At 65.0% G+C, this 17,486-nt stretch carries 13 protein-coding genes; 6 read left to right on the forward strand and 7 right to left on the reverse strand.

Annotated elements, in window-relative coordinates; genetic code table 11:
• Positions 1-2 precede the first annotated feature (2 nt).
• The 3 genes from JQ587_RS18575 (at position 3) to JQ587_RS18585 (ending at position 3,695) form a co-directional block, all read left to right on the forward strand.
• Positions 3-1,451 (forward strand): aldehyde dehydrogenase family protein, encoded by a 1,449-nt coding sequence (locus JQ587_RS18575; RefSeq protein WP_212301164.1) that lies wholly within the window; start codon positions 3-5, stop codon positions 1,449-1,451.
• A gap of 127 nt (positions 1,452-1,578) precedes the next feature.
• Complete coding sequence (gene garD / locus JQ587_RS18580) at positions 1,579-3,120, forward strand: galactarate dehydratase (protein WP_212301165.1); 1,542 nt, start codon at positions 1,579-1,581, stop codon at positions 3,118-3,120.
• Positions 3,121-3,434: 314 nt separating this feature from the next.
• Positions 3,435-3,695, forward strand: a complete 261-nt coding sequence (locus JQ587_RS18585; protein ID WP_212301166.1) for a hypothetical protein — start codon at positions 3,435-3,437, stop codon at positions 3,693-3,695.
• Positions 3,696-3,765: 70 nt separating this feature from the next.
• Here the strand turns inward: JQ587_RS18585 and JQ587_RS18590 are convergent, their stop codons facing one another.
• Complete coding sequence (locus JQ587_RS18590; protein WP_212301167.1) at positions 3,766-4,470, reverse strand: outer membrane protein; 705 nt, start codon at positions 4,468-4,470, stop codon at positions 3,766-3,768.
• 23 nt (positions 4,471-4,493) lie between these two features.
• The gene (locus tag JQ587_RS18595) at positions 4,494-6,050 is read right to left on the reverse strand and encodes a hypothetical protein (protein ID WP_212426206.1); all 1,557 of its coding nucleotides are present in this window, start codon (positions 6,048-6,050) and stop codon (positions 4,494-4,496) included.
• Between JQ587_RS18595 and JQ587_RS18600 the strand changes: the two genes are divergently transcribed.
• Positions 6,019-7,410 carry a helix-turn-helix transcriptional regulator gene (locus JQ587_RS18600; protein WP_212426207.1) on the forward strand — a complete coding sequence of 464 codons (1,392 nt, stop codon included), beginning with the start codon at positions 6,019-6,021 and terminating at the stop codon, positions 7,408-7,410. The two genes, JQ587_RS18595 and JQ587_RS18600, sit on opposite strands and share 32 nt — an antisense overlap.
• Before the next feature lie 9 nt (positions 7,411-7,419).
• On the opposite strand, the gene JQ587_RS18605 is transcribed toward JQ587_RS18600, so the two are convergent.
• From JQ587_RS18605 to JQ587_RS18615, 3 genes are all read right to left on the reverse strand, one after another.
• A complete protein-coding gene (locus JQ587_RS18605) occupies positions 7,420-7,776 on the reverse strand; it encodes a hypothetical protein (RefSeq protein ID WP_212301170.1) in 357 nt (118 codons plus the stop codon).
• 363 nt (positions 7,777-8,139) lie between these two features.
• Positions 8,140-8,724, reverse strand: coding sequence for a DUF2147 domain-containing protein (locus tag JQ587_RS18610; RefSeq protein WP_212301171.1), 585 nt, complete (start codon positions 8,722-8,724; stop codon positions 8,140-8,142).
• A 106-nt stretch (positions 8,725-8,830) separates the two neighbouring features.
• On the reverse strand, positions 8,831-9,859 hold the full coding sequence (locus tag JQ587_RS18615; protein WP_212301172.1) for an NAD(P)/FAD-dependent oxidoreductase: 1,029 nt from the start codon (positions 9,857-9,859) through the stop codon (positions 8,831-8,833).
• 172 nt (positions 9,860-10,031) lie between these two features.
• Between JQ587_RS18615 and JQ587_RS18620 the strand changes: the two genes are divergently transcribed.
• Positions 10,032-10,499, forward strand: coding sequence for an acyl-CoA thioesterase (locus tag JQ587_RS18620; protein ID WP_212301173.1), 468 nt, complete (start codon positions 10,032-10,034; stop codon positions 10,497-10,499).
• Between the two features lie 36 nt (positions 10,500-10,535).
• Here JQ587_RS18620 and JQ587_RS18625 read toward each other — a convergent pair whose 3' ends face one another.
• Both JQ587_RS18625 and JQ587_RS18630 read right to left on the reverse strand, forming a co-directional pair.
• Positions 10,536-10,856 carry a 2Fe-2S iron-sulfur cluster-binding protein gene (locus JQ587_RS18625; RefSeq protein ID WP_007602043.1) on the reverse strand — a complete coding sequence of 107 codons (321 nt, stop codon included), beginning with the start codon at positions 10,854-10,856 and terminating at the stop codon, positions 10,536-10,538.
• A gap of 110 nt (positions 10,857-10,966) precedes the next feature.
• Positions 10,967-11,341: an Hpt domain-containing protein gene (locus JQ587_RS18630; RefSeq protein ID WP_212301174.1), complete on the reverse strand. Its 375-nt coding sequence runs from the start codon at positions 11,339-11,341 to the stop codon at positions 10,967-10,969.
• A gap of 392 nt (positions 11,342-11,733) precedes the next feature.
• On the opposite strand from JQ587_RS18630, the gene JQ587_RS18635 reads away from it, so the two are divergent.
• Positions 11,734-17,481, forward strand: coding sequence for an apolipoprotein A-IV repeat region-like domain-containing protein (locus JQ587_RS18635; protein ID WP_212426208.1), 5,748 nt, complete (start codon positions 11,734-11,736; stop codon positions 17,479-17,481).
• The last annotated feature ends 5 nt before the right edge of the window (positions 17,482-17,486 follow it).

The raw sequence follows: 17,486 nt of genomic DNA on the forward strand, positions 1-17,486 counted from the left end.
AGATGACTGCGATCCTGAAGAACTTCATCGGCGGCGAATGGGTCGACGGCTCCGGCGTCACCAAGAACATCAACCCCTCCAACACCAACGATCTCGTCGGTGAATACGCCAAGGCCGACAAGGCGCAGACCGAGAAGGCCATTGCCGCCGCCAAGGCCGCCTTCCCCGCCTGGGCGCAGTCGACGCCGCAGGTGCGCTACGACGCGCTGAACAAGATCTCCACTGAGATCCTCGCCCGCAAGGAAGAGCTCGGCCGTCTGCTCGCCCGCGAGGAAGGCAAGACCCTGCCCGAAGGTATCGGCGAGGTTGCTCGTGCCGGCCAGATCTTTGCGTTCTTTGCCGGCGAAGCGCTGCGGCTGATCGGCGAGAAGGGCGCCTCGGTGCGTCCTGGCCTTGACGTCGAGCTCACCCGCGAGCCGGTCGGCGTCGTCGGCATGATCACGCCCTGGAATTTCCCGATCGCGATCCCGGCCTGGAAGATCGCGCCTGCCCTCTGCTACGGCAACACGGTGGTGTTCAAGCCGGCCGAGCTTGTGCCGGGCTCGGGGCATGCGCTGTCCGAAATCATCACCCGTTCCGGCATTCCGGCTGGCGTGTTCAACCTCGTGGTCGGCTCCGGCTCGGTGGTCGGCCAGACGCTACTCGATCACCCGGATGTCGCCGCGATCTCCTTCACTGGTTCGGTGCAAACCGGCCGCAAGATCGCGCAGGCCTGCGTGCTGTCGAACCCGATGAAGAAGTTCCAGCTCGAGATGGGCGGCAAGAACCCGCTGGTCGTGCTGGACGATGCGGACCTCAAGACCGCCGTCGAGGTCGCCGTCAACGGCGCCTATTTCTCGACCGGTCAGCGCTGCACCGCCTCGTCCCGCCTGATCGTCACCGAAGGCATCCATGACCGCTTCGTCGCGGCGGTGGCCGAACGCTTGAACGGCCTGTCGGTGGACGACGCGCTCAAGGCCGGCGTGCATATCGGCCCCGTGGTCGACCAGAGCCAGCTCGACCAGGACCTGCGCTACATCAAGATCGGTCAGGACGAGGGTGCCAAGCTCGCCTTCGGCGGCGAGTTGCTGAAGCGCGAGACGCCCGGCCACTACCTCCAGCCGGCGCTGTTCACCGAGGCCAACAATAACATGCGCATCGCGCGTGAGGAGATCTTCGGACCCGTTGCCGCCGTCATCCGCGCCAAGAACTACGAGGAAGCGCTGGCGATCTCGAACGACACCGAGTTCGGCCTCGCCTCCGGCATCTGCACCACCAGCCTGAAATACGCCTCGCACTACAAGCGCAACAGCGAGTCCGGCATGGTGATGGTCAATCTGCCGACCGCCGGCGTCGATTATCACGTTCCGTTCGGCGGCCGGAAGGGCTCGAGCTACGGCGCCCGCGAGCAGGGCTCCTATGCGCGCGAGTTCTACACGACCGTGAAGACGGCCTATACCTATCCGGGTTGATAGGCCGATATCGTAGGCATCGTAGGGTGGGTTAGCGCAGCGTAACCCACCTCTTCTGCTTCCGCGGACAGAGACATTGGTGGGTTACGCTGCGCTACCCCACCCTACAAATCCCCGGAGTCCTCCCATGGACCAGGACGTCGCAGCGAAAGAACAGCCCCGCTACATCAAGCTCAACGCGCGCGACAATGTCGCGATCGTGGTCAATGATTTCGGGCTTCCGGCTGGCTCCCGCTTTGCCTGCGGACTGACGCTGCGCGCCTTCGTGCCACAAGGGCACAAGACGGCGCTGGTCGACATCGCGCAAAATGAGCCGATCGTGCGTTATGGCGAGGTGATCGGCTACGCGCTCTCGCCGATCCTGGCCGGCGAATGGGTCGACGAGGCGCGCATCCGCATGCCGGAGGCCCCTGCCCTCGACAAGCTCGAAATCTCCACCGCCGTGCCCGCACCGCTGCCGCCGCTCGAAGGCTTCAGCTTCGAAGGCTATCGCAATCCAGACGGATCGGTCGGCACCAAGAACATCCTCGGCATCTCCTCCTCCGTACAATGCGTCAAGGGGACGATGGAATATGCGGTGAAGCGCATTCGCACCGAGCTGCTGCCGAAATACCCGAACGTCGACGACGTCGTTCCCCTCACGCACGCCTATGGTTGCGGCGTCGCCATCACAGCGCCCGACGCCGTCGTGCCGATCCGCACGCTGCAGAATCTCGCACTCAACCCGAATTTCGGCGGCGAGATCCTCGTCGTCGGCCTCGGCTGCGAAAAGCTCGCGCCTGAGCGGCTGGTGCCGGAAGGCGTCAGCGACGCCATCGTACGCATGCAGGACGAAGCCTTCGACGGCTTTGGCGCGATCGTCGATGCGATCATGACCCAGGCCGAGGCGCGGCTGAAGGTGCTCAACCAGCGTACCCGCGAGACCTGCCCGGCCTCCGATCTCGTCATCGGCCTGCAATGCGGCGGCAGCGATGCCTTTTCGGGCGTCACCGCCAACCCGGCCGTCGGCTTCGCCGCCGACCTGCTGGTGCGCGCCGGCGCCACCGTGATGTTCTCCGAAGTCACGGAAGTGCGCGACGCGATCCAGCTGCTCACCCGCCGCGCCATCAACGAGGATGTCGGCCGCGCGCTCGTGCGCGAGATGGCCTGGTACGATTCTTATCTGGCTCGCGGCGGTGCTGATCGCAGCGCCAACACCACGCCGGGCAACAAGAAGGGCGGCCTCGCCAATATCGTCGAGAAGTCTCTCGGCTCAATCGTCAAGTCCGGCTCATCAGCCATCACCGGCGTGCTCTCGCCCGGCGAGAAGGCGACGCAAAAGGGCATGCTGTTCGCGGCAACGCCGGCGAGCGACTTCATCTGCGGTACGCTCCAGCTGGCCTCCGGCATGACCCTACAGGTGTTCACCACCGGCCGCGGCACGCCCTACGGCCTTGCGGCAGCTCCCGTGATCAAGGTCGCGACCCGCACCGAGCTGGCCCGTCGCTGGAAGGATTTGATCGATTTCGACGCAGGCGGCATCGCCACCGGCGCCAAGACCATCGAGGAAACCGGCTGGGATCTGTTCCGCCTGATCCTCGACGTCGCCTCCGGCCGCACCAAGCCGTGGTCGGATCGCTGGGGCATCCACAACGACCTCACGCTGTTCAATCCCGCGCCGGTGACGTGAGGCCAGCCAGATCGTCTTCATGCGCGATGCCGGGGGGTGCTCGCCGATCCTCAATCCGGATCTGCCGCGGCGCGCGGATGCGGTGGCACGAAAGTCCGGGCTCGGCGCTTGAGGCACGCTCGGCGGCGTATCGCGACCATCAGGTGAAACCGTCCTGAAACAAAGGCTCGAGAAGTTTCCTCGTCGTTTCATCGCGGTCGCGTCACGCAACCAAATATTCCCCAGTTGCGAGCCGAATGTTCGCACACAAGCGAACCTGTCACGGCAGTGCCGCGACCAAACCTCCGATTGATATCTTCAACGGAGATTTTGAAATGCGTATTCTCTCGATGATTGCCGTCGCCGGCGCATTGATTTCAGGCACGGCCGGTGCATTTGCTGGCGAGCTCCCCTCTTACGAAGTGAAGTCGTTTCCGGTTTCGGCGGTGCAGGTGCAGGTGCTCGGTGCCACCGGCGTCGAGCAGCAATCGACGGCGCCCGCGATGATCGTCGCCGGCATGCCGGCCTCGCCTGCGCAGATGTCGGTGCTGTCGCCGCGCGTGAAGCGGCTCGCCAGCGCGAGCTCCGAGCACTGACATCACTCGGTCAAGATAAATGCCGGAAGCAGAGCCCTGCTTCCGGCATTCGTTCGTACGTGCTCGCTGATCAATATCGCGCCGTCACGGGCGTATCCCCGAAATGGTAGTTCACGCCGAACCGCGCCAGGCTGACATTGCGTTCGGTCAGCTTGCCGAACATGTCGCTCGGTGTCGCCGTCCCGAACGAAGGGATGAAGAGATACTCCGCCTTTGCCGACCATTGCGGCAAGAACATCCATTCCAGTCCGCCGCCGATGACCCCGCCCCACATACCGTTCGGCTGGGAATTCTCTGTGTTGAAGTTCGTGGCCTTGAGCCCGGCGAATGCGACGCCGCCGGTGATGTAGGGCATGAATTGGCCGAACGCGACACCCACGCGGCCGCGGCCGGTATGGAGCCAGGTGATCTTCGTCCGGCAGGGAACGGGGCCGGCGCAGCCGCCATTCGAAGTATTGCCGTCGATATCGGCGGCAGAGAGGTCCCCCTCGACACCGACGGTGAACATGCCGAACTGCCAGTCGTAACCGACCGTCGCGCCGGCGATCCATCCGGTCTGGGGGAAATCCCCGGAATCACCTACGCCGAACGTGGTGCCGGTCTGATCCTGGCGCGAGATTCCGCGCCCCCAGCCGCCGGCAACGCCGAGATGGAATCCGGTCCATGGAGCTGCGCTCGTCACCTGCGCATAGGGCACCGCCGCAAGATCCGCCGCCAAGGCCTGGCCTGCGACAAGCCCCAACAGCGAAGCGAGGGCAATTGCATGCTTGATCATTGGTCTCATCCTTCGCGTGTCGCTCAATTGCCGGGGAGCTGATAGCGCAGCTCGGTGAAAAACAGGTGCGTGTGCGCATCAGGCGGCGCGCCAGCGGCCACGAACCAAGGTTCACGCCGCAGATATGAGTATTGTGCGAGGCCCGCGATGGCGCCGTATTGTGGGTCGGCCCAGAACGTATGCTTGAGGTCGACCGTCCACTGCTCGATCTGCTTGTTCGCCGCGTTCGACGAATTCGGATAGCCGAAGCCGGCATACCGGTTCGGAACCGGATTGGTCGGATCCAGCGCGTAGTTGCTGTCGAAGAACGCCTGACCGTAATAGGCCGCCAGGATCGTCGGCTGGAGCACGCGCCACTCAAAGCCGGCAAGATAGCCGTGCGAGCGAACCGTCGAGAGCGCGATGTCATACGCGCCCGCACTGCCAGTCACCCTAGGCACGACATCGGGCCCGAGTGCTCCGAGATAGCGGCCGCCGCCGTCGCTCCAGAACGCATTGCCGACGAGGGTGAACGTGTTGAAGAATTCGAGGTTCGCCCCAACCGTCGTCGCCCAGCCATTCGCATCATGCCAGACGAAGTTGGCCCCGATGACCTGGGGCAAATCGGTGGAGCGGAAATGCCGCCACATGCCGGCTGCCTCGAGGTGCAGCCGTGTCCCGGACCACACGTCGCTGTCGTAGGCGGCTTTGGCGACCACGTCAGGCATCCGGTTCGGCGTGCCGGGGACCGATCCTGTGTCGAACTGCGAGGCGAGTTGCGCATTGAAGGCGAACGGATACGTCACCTCGCCGGTACCGACATATTGCTGCGGGTTTTCGATGCCGGCGCCGACGGTGAAATTCGGCGTCGCATGCCAGGCGAAATGCGCAGCCGCCTGGCGCGCCCAGGGCAAACCGACCTGGAAGCTCTGGTCGATGTTGTTCGTCAGGAAAATGTCGGAGGGGTCGGGGCCCATGCCATGGCGGTTCGGCGTCAACCAGCTATAGGTCTGGCCAAAGCTCGTCTCGAACTGGCCAGCCTTCACGTCGGCATAGGCGAGACGCATGCGAAAGGTGTGGCTGTTCGAATTGACGTAGGCGTTGGCGGGATCGTTGCCGTTGAAGTCGCCTTCGAAATAGCCGGTGAGATCGACGCCCCTGATGTTGCCGTGCGCGCGCAGGCCGAGCACCGAATTCTGCGCCGACAAGCGCGTCTCGGTCATCTGGCCCTGGACGGTATTGGAGAACGGGATCGCGCCAAAATTGGTCGTCGTCGCATTCCCGGTATTGGTGTTTCGGCTCACGCCCGTCAGCGCAAGATAGCCGACTGGCGCAATCTCGAAGCCGCCGATCTCGACGGAAGCCGCCTTGCGCGGCATCGGCAAGGGGCCGGCAGACGCGGCCGCCGGGGGCACCACGACGGACGCCGGGGCTGGACGGGCGTCCGTCGTGGCCACGCTCGCCGGCCGCGACTTCAATTTCAGCGCCTGCATGTCACCGTCGGCAAGCACCCCCTTCTTGCGCAGAATCGCGACCAGACGATCGCCCTGCTCGGCCGGCGGCACTGACGTGACCGCACGGGCTTCGCTGGACGAGATCACGCCCTTGCTGGCAAGCAGCGAAAGTAGAGCCTCGGTATCTCCGGCCAAGACGGATGTGCCGCCACAAGCGGCCAACGCGACGACCGCCGTCGTCGTGAGCAGCACCTGTCGAATCCCGAGCCCCAACTTCATTCCAACTCCTCCAGGAATCATCTTCGGTCGCGCCAAGACCGGCGCGAGAGCGAACACCTATCCGCGCGAGGCCGGGCTGCGCTCGGACTGGAAAGAACCGGATGGGACTAACGCGAACTCGCCGGACGCTTTGCCGGCAGGCGATGTATCGCGGCCACACCGGACCAATGCGATTGAAATCTCGCCGGAATGCGCTATCAACGGCCAAGCCATCGAACTGCCGGACGGTGGATCACGACCATGCAGCATGATTACACCTCCGTCGCTCTTCTCTCCCGCTCAAGCATCGACTGACGCATTTCCGGCTCGCCAGCGCCTCGCAATGTGGCGCGAGCTCTACGGGCGCAACATCGCCAACGTCGACATCGATCCGATCGGCGATGAGCCGTTCCATGCCAGCGTGACCTTCCAGGGACTGCCCGGCGTCGGGCTGGTCTCGGGATCGCGATCGCCCGCGCACTATCACTCCACGCGACAACATCTTGCCCGCGCGAGGGACCGCTTCGGGTTGTCGATGCTGATGAGCGGAGCCGCCACCACGCGACAGCTCGGCCGTGAAATCATCTGCCGGCCCGGCGCTGCCTCGGTCATATCGGGGACCGATCCCTCGGTGAGCACGATGCACAGCTTTGGCAGCTTCATCACCATCGTGCTGCCGCGACCGGAAGTCTCGGCGCTCGTCCCGGATCTCGGTGCTGCCTATGCGCGGCAAATCCCTGCCGAGAACAGCGCGTTGCGACTGCTGATCCGTTATGTGCAGACCTTGCACGAGAACGGCCCGCTCGAAGCACTACCGGCAAAGTCCGCTGCAAACCATATCGTGGATCTCGCGGCACTTGCGATCGGCGCCACCGCCGAAGTGGCGCACGAGGCGCAGCGACGCGGCGTTGCCGCCGCACGGCTCCAATCGATCAAGGCGGAGATCCGCGAGCGCGCCGGCGACGGCGAGCTCTCTGCCGCGACGATTGCCTTGCGGCACGGCGTGACACCGCGCTACGTCCAGAAGCTGTTCGAGCGTGACGGCACGACCTTCTCCGAGTTCGTCCTCGCCCGCCGGCTCGAACGTGCCTTGCAAATGCTGCGCGATCCGGATTTTGCAACGCTGACGATCAGCGCAATCGCATTCGAGTGCGGTTTCAGCGAGCTTTCCTATTTCAACCGCACGTTCCGACGCGCCTATAACGCCACGCCGTCGGACATCCGGCATGCGGCCTTGCGCCTGCGCTGATTTCGCGCCTTACGTCATGCTGCCCGGCATGAAGCACCGCACACGCGGGTGGCCGTCGATGTAGTGCTTCCACACCATGGTGCGACCGATCTTGTTCGGCTCGGTGATGACAGCTCCGTCGGGAACGACGACCCACTCCTGGTCGAGATGCACGCGGTAGTGTCCTTTGTCGGATTCCCAGTCGACATCGGCGACGATGTAGCCGTCGGCGTCCGAGCAGCACTGCCCGTACTCGCTGTGCAGGCTCTCGAACCAGGGTTTGAGCGGCGAGTTGGCATAGCGCCCGTCATCACGCGCCAGCGCCGATGTCGCCAACGGCAGCGTCAGCCCCAGCAATATTGCTGCACATGGCCCTGCAAATCTCATCGTTGTCTCACGAAATCAAATCGGTGCCATGAGGAACAAGGAGGGGCCCTCACGCCCTGAAATGGCGCGAAAGCAACGACTCGCTCCTCCAGCAGCTTTGCCGAATGCTACGCAAATCCGGCGCCAATGCGCATTCCGGGCAACTACTGGCGCAGGCGTTGCCGGCATTCGCCTTTCGACGAATGCGTCGTCGGGCAGGACAGGCCACGCAACAGCCATCCACGTCATCGAAATGACGAGAGCAACAAAGCGTTCCAGAGGTGATGCAGGAGTAAGAAGAAATATTGCTTACAAAATTCCCCGCCCTTGCGGGGAGTGACAGCGGCGCGTGTGGCAGAAGCCGTGACGGCTCAGCAGTGCTGCCTACTTCTTCGCTGCCGGCGCCATCATTGCGCCGCCCTTCTTGGCCGCGGGCGCTGCCTTCGGCGCGGCCGCTTGCGCGGGGAGATATTTGGCGATGATCGCGGGATCGACTTCGGCCATGCTGGAATCCGGCAGGCGTTGCCAGGTCTCGTCCTTGCCGAACAGGGAAATGCCGAGGAAGCCGCGCATGGTCAGGACCTGCCCGTCCGGGCTCACACTCATCTTGGCTTTCCAGATGTTGCCGTCGCGCGGATTGACCACGTTGCCGCCCTCGTACTTCAACCCGTCACGCTTCATGTCGCGGATGAAGGAGAGCCCGAGCACCGGCTGATTTTTGCGATCGTCCGTGCACTTCGCGCAGACCTCGTTTGGATCATCGCCGGGACGCGGGAAGGTCTTGGCGATGACGCCTTCGAAGATGCCGTTGTGGTCGATGAAGAGGAACCAGCCCACCGGCTTGCCATCCTCAACCTTCTGCCAGAGGCCCGCAGCGGTCGGCTGCTGCGCTTGCGCCGCAGCCGAGCCGAGCGTCAGCACGAGCGCCAGGAACGGGAGCAGCCGGAAGCTGCAAAAGAGATTCCGCATTATGATCACCTTGCTAAGCCACCACTGCAATGGCCGCAGACTACGGCGATTTCGCGAACGGTTCCAGCACCAGAAACATGGGATGTCGGAGCTAGTGGCGCCGTGGTCAGTTGACACCCAGTTTCTTTTGCAGGCTGGAGGATGACGTCGTGTACTGGAACACGAGCCGCTTCTCCGGATAGACGTAACGATGGGCTTTTTGCGACATCAGTGCGCCCTCATGGAAGCCGCACAGGATCAGCTTGATCTTGCCGGGATAGGTGTTGATGTCGCCGATGGCGAAGATACCTGATATGTTGGTCTCGAACGCTGATGTCTCGACCGGCACCAGATTGTTTTCCAGTGCAATGCCCCAGTTCGCAACCGGACCGAGCTTCATGGTCAGTCCGAAGAACGGCAGCATGGTGTCGCAGACAATTTCGCCGACATTGTTGTCGTTGCCCTTGACGGTGGCACCGGTCAGCTGGCCGTCGGCGCCGGAGAGCGCGGTGACCTGGCCGAGCCGCAGATCCATCTTGCCGTCGGCGACCAGCGCGCGCATCTGCTCGACGCTGTGGGGCGCGGCACGAAAATCGTCGCGACGGTGCAACAGCGTGATGCGCTTGGCGAGCGGATGCAGATTGAGCGTCCAGTCGAGTGCGGAATCGCCGCCGCCGACGATCAGCACGTTCTTGTCGCGGAACGTCTCCATCTTGCGCACGGCGTAGTGCACCGAGGTGCCTTCATAGGCTTCGATCCCCGGCACCGGCGGACGCTTGGGCTGGAACGAGCCGCCTCCGGCCGCGATCACCACGACCTTGCATTCGAACACCTTGCCGGCATCGGTGGTGCAGCGGAAGGCGGGATCGCCGATCTTCTCCACGGTCTCGACCATCTCGCCGAGATGGAAGGTCGGGTGAAACGGCTTGATCTGCTCCATCAGCGCCTCGGTGAGGCCCTGCCCCGACACCTGCGGGATGCCGGGAATGTCGTAGATCGGCTTTTCCGGATAGAGCTCGGCGCACTGACCGCCGACCTTGTCGAGGATGTCGACGAAATGCGCCTTCATGTCGAGAAGGCCAAGCTCGAAGGCGGCGAACAGACCGCAAGGGCCAGCGCCAATAATCAGCACATCGGTTTTGATCACATCGCTCATGTCGTCTCTTTATCGGTTGGACGGCGCCCGGCGGGCAGAGGTGACCCTGCCTGTCTAGCCAACGGGGATGGATCAGGGAAGGCATAAAAGCAGGAGCGCCCCGCAGCCGCGCCCACTTGCCGGGTCAAAATAACTGAGCTGTAACGAGGTTGGATATGACGGAGATCAATCGGTGAACGCACCAAGCCGCCTCGATACGACGCCGCGCCTGGAGGACTTCCCCTTTCGCCTCGGCGACAACGTCCGCTTCGGTGATCTCGACCCGAACCAGCACGTCAACAACGCGGTCTACGCCACCTATTTCGAGACGGGACGCGTCACTCTGATGAAGAGCCCGGAATATGGGCTGACGCCGCCGGGCCTCGCGTGGATCATGGTGCGGCTCGACATCCATTTCCGCGCGGAGCTGCACTGGCCGAACACGATCGAGTTCGGCCTCGGCGTCGTGAAGCTCGGGCGCACGTCCGTGACCTTCGAGCAGGTCGTGTTCTCGAACGGGAAATGCATCGCATCGGCGAGGTCAGTCGGTGTCTTGCTCGACGAGGCGACGCGCCGGCCGGCCCCGCTGACTGCAGAGGTGGTCGAAAAATTCAAGCCCTGGCACAAGCGCGGGATCGAGGTCGCGCCGCCGAGCACATAGCAAAGAGATCACGCCTGGAAGACCAGGCCTTGAGGATCAGGCCTGACGTTCCGGCGTCGCGACCACAAGCCCGTCGAGATCATCGCTCACCTTGATCTGGCAGGACAGGCGCGAGTTCGGGCGCACGTCGAAGCCGAAGTCGAGCATGTCTTCTTCCATCGGCGTCGGGCTGCCGACCTTCTCGCGCCAGGCTTCGTCGACATAGACATGGCAGGTCGCGCAGGCGCAGGCCCCGCCGCACTCGGCCTCGATGCCGGGAATGCTGTTGCGGATGGCGGCTTCCATCACGGTCGCGCCGTTCTCGACATCCACCGTGCGGGTTTCGCCCTTGTGGTCGACAAAGTGAATTTTGGCCATGGGTGCTCGTGCTGCCGCGATCTGGGGAAAAAGGAGGGTCCGGGCTGTCCTATAACGGGTCGGTCAGGGCAGCGCTAGTGCGCAGTCCACCCGCATCTGTGGGCGCCGGCCTAGTGCTTGAGAATCACCGCAATGGCGGCGCGAGCCTCGGCGACCGCCTCTTTCAGCGCTGCAAAAGCGTGGGGCTGGTTATGCCCGATCCGGATCGCAGTCTCCAGGCTGGCAGCGGCATCCGCGACCGCGAAGGCGCCGATTCCACGCGCCGAGCCCTTGAGCTTGTGCGCGAGGGCACCGGTCTCGGCGGGCCGCGCCGTCATGGCCGCCAGCAGCCGGACCGCCTGCTCGGCAAACATCGCAAGCACTTCCTGCTCCAGCTCGGCATCGCCGAGCGTCATGCGGGAGAGGTGGTCAAGGTCGAGCGGGCTGTCGATGGGCGCAAGCGGGGGCGAGGGCATCCAGTCCATCCGTTGCAGTTCAGGTGTCATGGCGCAGGCCCCGGCATCGCGCGATGGTCCGCCGGTCCGGCGGTTCCTTCCACCGAAGCATGGAAATGGTTAACGAAGTGTTCGGGTCTCTTTACGCAAATCCGCCCGATTATTGACGAAAAGTTGCCGCAATCGGCCGAGTCCGGTGGAGAATTTCATTTGGGCCTAAGGTGTTAGGGCGCGATCCTGTTAACGATGATTAAGATTGTCTTAATCGCGGGCATTTCATTCGCGACGCTCTGCCAATAGGATGTTGCGGAAATTGGCGGACAAGCCGTCCGGGTGGGGATGGCTCGGAGATCCGCGCAAGCGGCATGATCCGGACTGTGGGCTTGCGTAGCGCGCAGGGCTCGCGGGGGGACGCGTACAAGTAACGAGGGCTCGGACTGAACATGGCCAATACTCCCAAGAAGGTCAAAGACCCCACAGAAGTTGCGCTTTCTGCGATCCAGGAAGCCCTCAACATCAGCGATACGGCGGCCGATACCAGCCGCAACGCATCGATGCGCAACGAAACGGCGCCCCCGGTCGCGCCGCCGGCACCTCCCGTGTTCGACGAGCCCGGGTTCGAGCCGCGCCCAGCCGCCAACGAGCGCGCCGTGTTCGATCCGATCGAGGAACCACGTTCGTCGCGCCGCGCCGCCAACGACGACCGCGCCACCATCGGGCAATTGCTTCAGGCGCTGCAGACCGGCCGCCCTGCCCGCAACATCTATACGGGCGCGACCATCTTCACCGTCGTCTGGCTTGCAGCCTGCGCCGCGCTGACGGTCGGTTTCCTGCCTTCGATCCGGGCCGCCATGGGCGAGAGCGGCGGCGTGCTGGCCATCGCCGGCCTCGCCACGATGTTCTTCGCGCCCATCATGCTGTTCTACTTCCTCGCCAGCCTGGTCTGGCGCGGCCAGCAGATGAGCCAGGTCGCGCAGGCGATGGCACAGGTCGCGATCCGCTTCTCCGAGCCGGAAGGCTCGGCGTCCGATTCCATGGTCACCGTCGGCCAGGCCATCCGTCGCGAGGTTGCGGCGATGGGCGATGGCATCGAGCGCGCGATCGCGCGCGCAGGCGAGCTCGAGACGCTGGTCGCCAACGAGGTCGCAGCGCTGGAGCGCGCCTATTCCGACAACGAAGTCCGCATCCGTGCCCTGCTCCAGGACATCGCACATCAGCGCGACAACCTGGTCGGCCAGGCCGAGCAGGTCCGCAGCGCCATTTCCGGCGTGCAGATCGACCTTCGCCACGACATCGCGCTGATCTCGGACGCGATCGCCTCGCGCGTCGACGAGGTCGCGAAATCCATCACCGGCGCGTTGGAAGAGCGTGGCGCCCACATCACGGGCGCACTGAGCCATGCCGGCGACAACATGATCCTGGCGCTCGGCGAGCGCGGTGGCGATCTGCTCGACCGCCTCGAGGAGGCCAGCGCCGAGACCACCCGCGCGGTGCTCGACGCCAGCGAGCGGCTGACCACCAGCCTCAACTTCAAGACCGGCCACGTCCACGACGAGTTCGTCGATCTCGCCGACCGCGTCCACGAGATGCTGAATGAACGCATCGACCGCATCACCGGCGAGTTCGAGCAGCGTTCCGCCGCGATCGTCGACGGCATCTCCGAGCGCACCGAGCAGGTGCACGATAGCCTGAAGAACTCGTCGGACTCGCTGCTGCTCGAGCTCGAGCTGCGCTCCAACGACCTCTCTGCCAAGATCGACGACGCCGGCAACCGCCTCGCTGGCCAGATCATGACCTCCGGCGACAAGGCCAGCGAAGCGCTCGACGCCACCGTCAACACCCTCGTCGCCAAGGTCGTCAGCCAGACCGAGACCGCGCACGACTCGCTGTCGCTGCAGATGAGCGCGTTCGACGAGCTGGTGAAGAACCAGGGTTCCGAGCTGGTCGAGAAATTCGCCCGCGATTCCGGCACGCTGGGTGCCCTGATCACACGCCACATCTCCGAGTTCGACCGCACCGTGAAGACCTTCGGCGGTGAGATCGTCGAGCGCATGGGCCAGCGAACCCACGATATCCATGAGTCGCTGAAAACCTATGTCGACAATTTCGACACTCGCTTCACCTCCAACGGCGGCGAGATCACGGCCATTCTTGACCAGCGCCTGCTGCAGTTCGAGACCACGATCGGCGAACGCGTTTCCCACTTCGACGCCTCGTTGAACGGCAAGATCGCCAGCCTCGATGGCACGATCGAGGGCCACATCAAGACCTTCGACGAGCAGCTCGGCGGCCGCGTCGGCGCGCTCGAGCAGTCGTTCGACGCCCGTGCGAAATCCGTCACCGAGACCATCGACGGGCGCCTCAATGCGCTCAGCACGACGCTGACCGATGGTGCAGCGCAGGCTATCCAGTCGATCGATACGCGGTTGACGCACCTCACGACGACGCTCACCGGCGGCGCGGCGCAGGCGCTCGAATCCGTCGACTCCCGCCTGACCAACCTGACGATGACGCTGACCGACGGCGCCTCGCAGACGATCCAGTCGATCGATACCCGCCTGACCCACCTCACCACCACCCTGACCGGCGGTGCGACGCAGGCGCTCGAATCCATCGACTCCCGCCTGACCTATCTGACAAGTGCGCTGACCAACGGCGCCTCGCAGGCCGTGCAGTCGATCGACACCCGCCTCACCCTCCTGACCTCGACGCTCACGGACGGCACGGCGCAGGCGATCGAGGCGGTCGACCGCCGTATCACCAGCGTCGGCGAACTGATCGACGGTCGCAGCATGCTCCTGACCGACACGGTCACGGCGCGCTTCCAGGACATCCACCAGACGCTCGAGACCAAGGTCGGATCGGTGGCCAACGACATCGATGTCCGCGTGGCTCAGTTCGAAGACCTGCTCGGCTCCCGTGTCGAGGCCGTCGCTGGCCGCATCGAGAGCAGCGGCCGCCAGGCCAGCGAGGACATGATGTCGCGCGCCGAGATGATCTCGACCGCGATCCGCTCGCATGTCGAGGACGCCGAGCGCTCGCTGACCAACCTCGTGGTCAACACCAGCGAGACGATCCAGACCGGTGCGCGCACGGCGCAGCAGTCGCTGATGACGGTTTCCTCGGACGTCAACGCTCAGCTCAAGACGACTGCCTCCGATGTCAACGCCCAGCTCAAGATGACCTCCTCCGAGGTCGAGCGTGCGCTGACTGCGGTCGGCACCGGTGCTGCGAACTCGATCCTGACCAGCGCCCGCGAGGCGCAGTCGTCCCTGGTCGCGGCCTCAGGCGATGCTTCCAATCAGATCAAGGGGCTCGCGGCCGACGTCGAGCGCACGCTGTCCGCAGCCGGCTCGGCCACCGCGGCCTCGATCCTGGCCGGCGCCCGCGAGGTGCAGACCACGCTCGTGACCGCCTCTTCGGACGCAGCCAACCACGTCAAGACGCTCACCGCCGACGTTCAGCGCTCGCTGTCGCTGGCCGGCACCTCCACGGCGGAATCGATCACCGCCGGCGCCCGGGATGCGCAGGGCACGCTGATCGCGGCCTCGACCGAGACCGCCAACCAGATCAAGGCGCTGTCCTCCGACGTGCAGCGTTCGCTCTCGATGGCGGGCACCTCGACGGCCGAGACCATCATGACCGGCGCGCGCGAGGCCCAGAGCACACTGGTCAACGCGTCCTCGGATGCGGCGAGCCAGGTCAAGTCGCTCGCGGCCGAAGTGCATCGCTCGCTGTCGCAGGTCGGGCAGACCACCGCCGAGACGATCACGGCGAGTGCCCGCGACGCCCAGAGCACCCTGCTCGCGGTTTCGGCCGAGCAGACCGGCCAGGTCCGTTCGCTCGCAGCCGAGATGCAGCGCGCGCTGGCGACCGCCGGCGGCGCCACCATCGAGGCGCTCACCAGCGGCGTGCGCGAGGCGCAGGGCACGTTGATCACCGCGTCGACCGATGCGGCGAGCCAGATCAAGTCGCTGACGACGGACATCGAGCGCACGCTGACCGCGGTCGGCGCCGACACCGCCTCGACCATCCTCAACAGCGCCCGCGAGGCCCAGACCTCGCTGACCTCCACCTCGGCGGACGCCGCGAGCCAGATCCGCACGATCTCGACCGAGATCGAGCGCGCGCTGAGCACGGCCACGTCGAACGCGACCAACGACATCCAGACCAGCGCGCTCAACGCCCAGAACGCGCTGATCTCCGCCTCCAACGAGGCGAGCTCGCGGGTCAAGTCGAGCTCCGCCGATGTCGAGCGTTCGGTGCTCGCCGCCAGCTCGAGCTTCGGGCAGGCCATGACCGGCAAGACCGACGAGATCGTCACCTACGTGCAGCAGCAGGCCGACCGCCTCTCAAACATGATCGACGCCAAGCGCGGCTCGCTCGTGGATGCGATCGGCTCGAAGACCAGCCAGCTCACGCTCGACATCGACCGCGTCACCTCCGACGCGCTGAAGTCGATCGAGACGCGCGGCACGGCCTTCTCGCAGACCATGATGGGCAACGGGAACGAGGTCGCCCGCACCATCAACGCGGCGAGCGAGGTCGCGACCAGCGCAGTCGGCAGATCGCTCAAGGACCTCGAGCAGGCCTCGCGCGCGGCGATCGACCAGTCTCGTCAGGTCTCGATCGCGGCCGTCACCGAGATGCAGGAAACCAGCAAGATCCTGCGCACCGACACGGTCGCCCTGTTCGAGCGCCTGCGCGAAGGCAACATCCTCCTCCAGGAGGTGCTGACCGGTGCGCACGACAACCTCAACTCGCTCGAGCGGGCGCTGGTGACGCGCGTCGCCGACTTCGTCTCGGCGATGAACGATGTCACCTCGCGCAACGGCGCTGCGACGCAGAACCTGGAAGACCAGCTCAACGTGTTCAATTCCAAGACCACGAAGGCGCTGCAGGATCTCGGCGAGCTGTCGACCCAGTTCGATGCGCACGGCAAGGCGCTGGTCGATGCCGCACAGGTGGTCGAGCAGAGCAACAAGAACACCACCGCCTCGCTTGCCGAACGCAAGGCGGCGCTGGAATCGCTCGTCACCACCATCGATCTGCGCACCGCCGATCTCGACCAGCGCCTGTCGCGCTTCACCGGGTTGCTCGATGAGTCGCTCGCTGCGGCCGAAGAGCGTGCCCGCGACATCGCTCGCGTGGTCGCGGAGACCGCCGGCGCAGGTTCTGCCGCCATCACCCGCCAGTTCGAGGCGGTGCGGTCGGCCTCCGAAGAGGAGCACCGTCAGACCATCGAGGCCATGCACGACATCTACCGCCAGACGACCGACGAGGCGGATGCGATGTTCAAGCAATCGACTGAGAAGTTCGGTAACCTCGTCTCCAGCATGAAGCAGATGGCGTTCGAGATGCACAACGAGCTCGAGGCCACCCGCAACGAGCTGCGCCGCGGCGTGCTCGAGATGCCGCAGGAGGCCGCCGAAAGCACCGCGCAAATGCGCAAGGTGATCGTCGACCAGATCGAGGCGCTCGCCGAGCTCAACCGCATCGTGGCCCAGCACGGCCGCGGCCTCGACGTCACCACGACGGGCCGCGCTTCTGTCGCCGTCCAGCGCCAGGAAGAGCCGATGATGGCGACCGCGGGCAGTCGTGGCACCGAGACCCGCATGCGCGACACCGGCAGCGCCTCGACGCTGCCGCCGCCGGACCTCGGCATGCCCGCCTCCTCGCGCCGCACCGAGGCTCCGCCAGTCGCACCCGGCGGCAACGACCAGGGCCGTGACGGCTGGCTGTCGGATCTGTTGAACCGCACCGACGCCAACCAGGCTGCTCCGGCCGGACGTGAGGCCCCGCGCGGCCGCCAGGCGGCACCCGCTCCGCAGCCACAGACCCCGCAGGCCGGCAGCAATCCGCTGGAATCGCTCTCGCTCGACATCGGCCGGCTGATGGACCGCAACCTCGCTTCCGAGATGTGGGACCGCTACCAGCGCGGCGAGAACAAGGCCTTCACCAAGCGCCTATACACGCCCGCCGGCCAGAAGGCCTTCGACGAGGTCGCCCGCAAGTATCGCGCCGACCGCAACTTCAAGGGCACGGTCGACCGTTACATCGGCGAGTTCGAGCGCCTGCTCGACGAAGTCGCCCGCGACGGCCGCGGCCCGCAGGAGCTGCGCAGCCACCTGACCTCGGAGACGGGTCTGGTCTACACCCTGCTCGCTCATGCGGCGGGACGGCTGGGATAAGACAG

This window comes from Bradyrhizobium manausense (assembly GCF_018130615.1).
GTDB lineage: Bacteria > Pseudomonadota > Alphaproteobacteria > Rhizobiales > Xanthobacteraceae > Bradyrhizobium > Bradyrhizobium manausense_A.

Bases quoted from the DNA above. Each gene is read 5' to 3' on its own strand.
- JQ587_RS18575 (WP_212301164.1), top strand. From the start codon at position 3: ATGACTGCGATCCTGAAGAACTTCATCGGCGGCGAATGGGTCGACGGC.
- garD (WP_212301165.1), top strand. From the start codon at position 1,579: ATGGACCAGGACGTCGCAGCGAAAGAACAGCCCCGCTACATCAAGCTC.
- JQ587_RS18585 (WP_212301166.1), top strand. From the start codon at position 3,435: ATGCGTATTCTCTCGATGATTGCCGTCGCCGGCGCATTGATTTCAGGC.
- JQ587_RS18590 (WP_212301167.1), bottom strand. From the start codon at position 4,470: ATGATCAAGCATGCAATTGCCCTCGCTTCGCTGTTGGGGCTTGTCGCA.
- JQ587_RS18605 (WP_212301170.1), bottom strand. From the start codon at position 7,776: ATGAGATTTGCAGGGCCATGTGCAGCAATATTGCTGGGGCTGACGCTG.
- JQ587_RS18610 (WP_212301171.1), bottom strand. From the start codon at position 8,724: ATGCGGAATCTCTTTTGCAGCTTCCGGCTGCTCCCGTTCCTGGCGCTC.
- JQ587_RS18615 (WP_212301172.1), bottom strand. From the start codon at position 9,859: ATGAGCGATGTGATCAAAACCGATGTGCTGATTATTGGCGCTGGCCCT.
- JQ587_RS18625 (WP_007602043.1), bottom strand. From the start codon at position 10,856: ATGGCCAAAATTCACTTTGTCGACCACAAGGGCGAAACCCGCACGGTG.
- JQ587_RS18630 (WP_212301174.1), bottom strand. From the start codon at position 11,341: ATGACACCTGAACTGCAACGGATGGACTGGATGCCCTCGCCCCCGCTT.
- JQ587_RS18635 (WP_212426208.1), top strand. From the start codon at position 11,734: ATGGCCAATACTCCCAAGAAGGTCAAAGACCCCACAGAAGTTGCGCTT.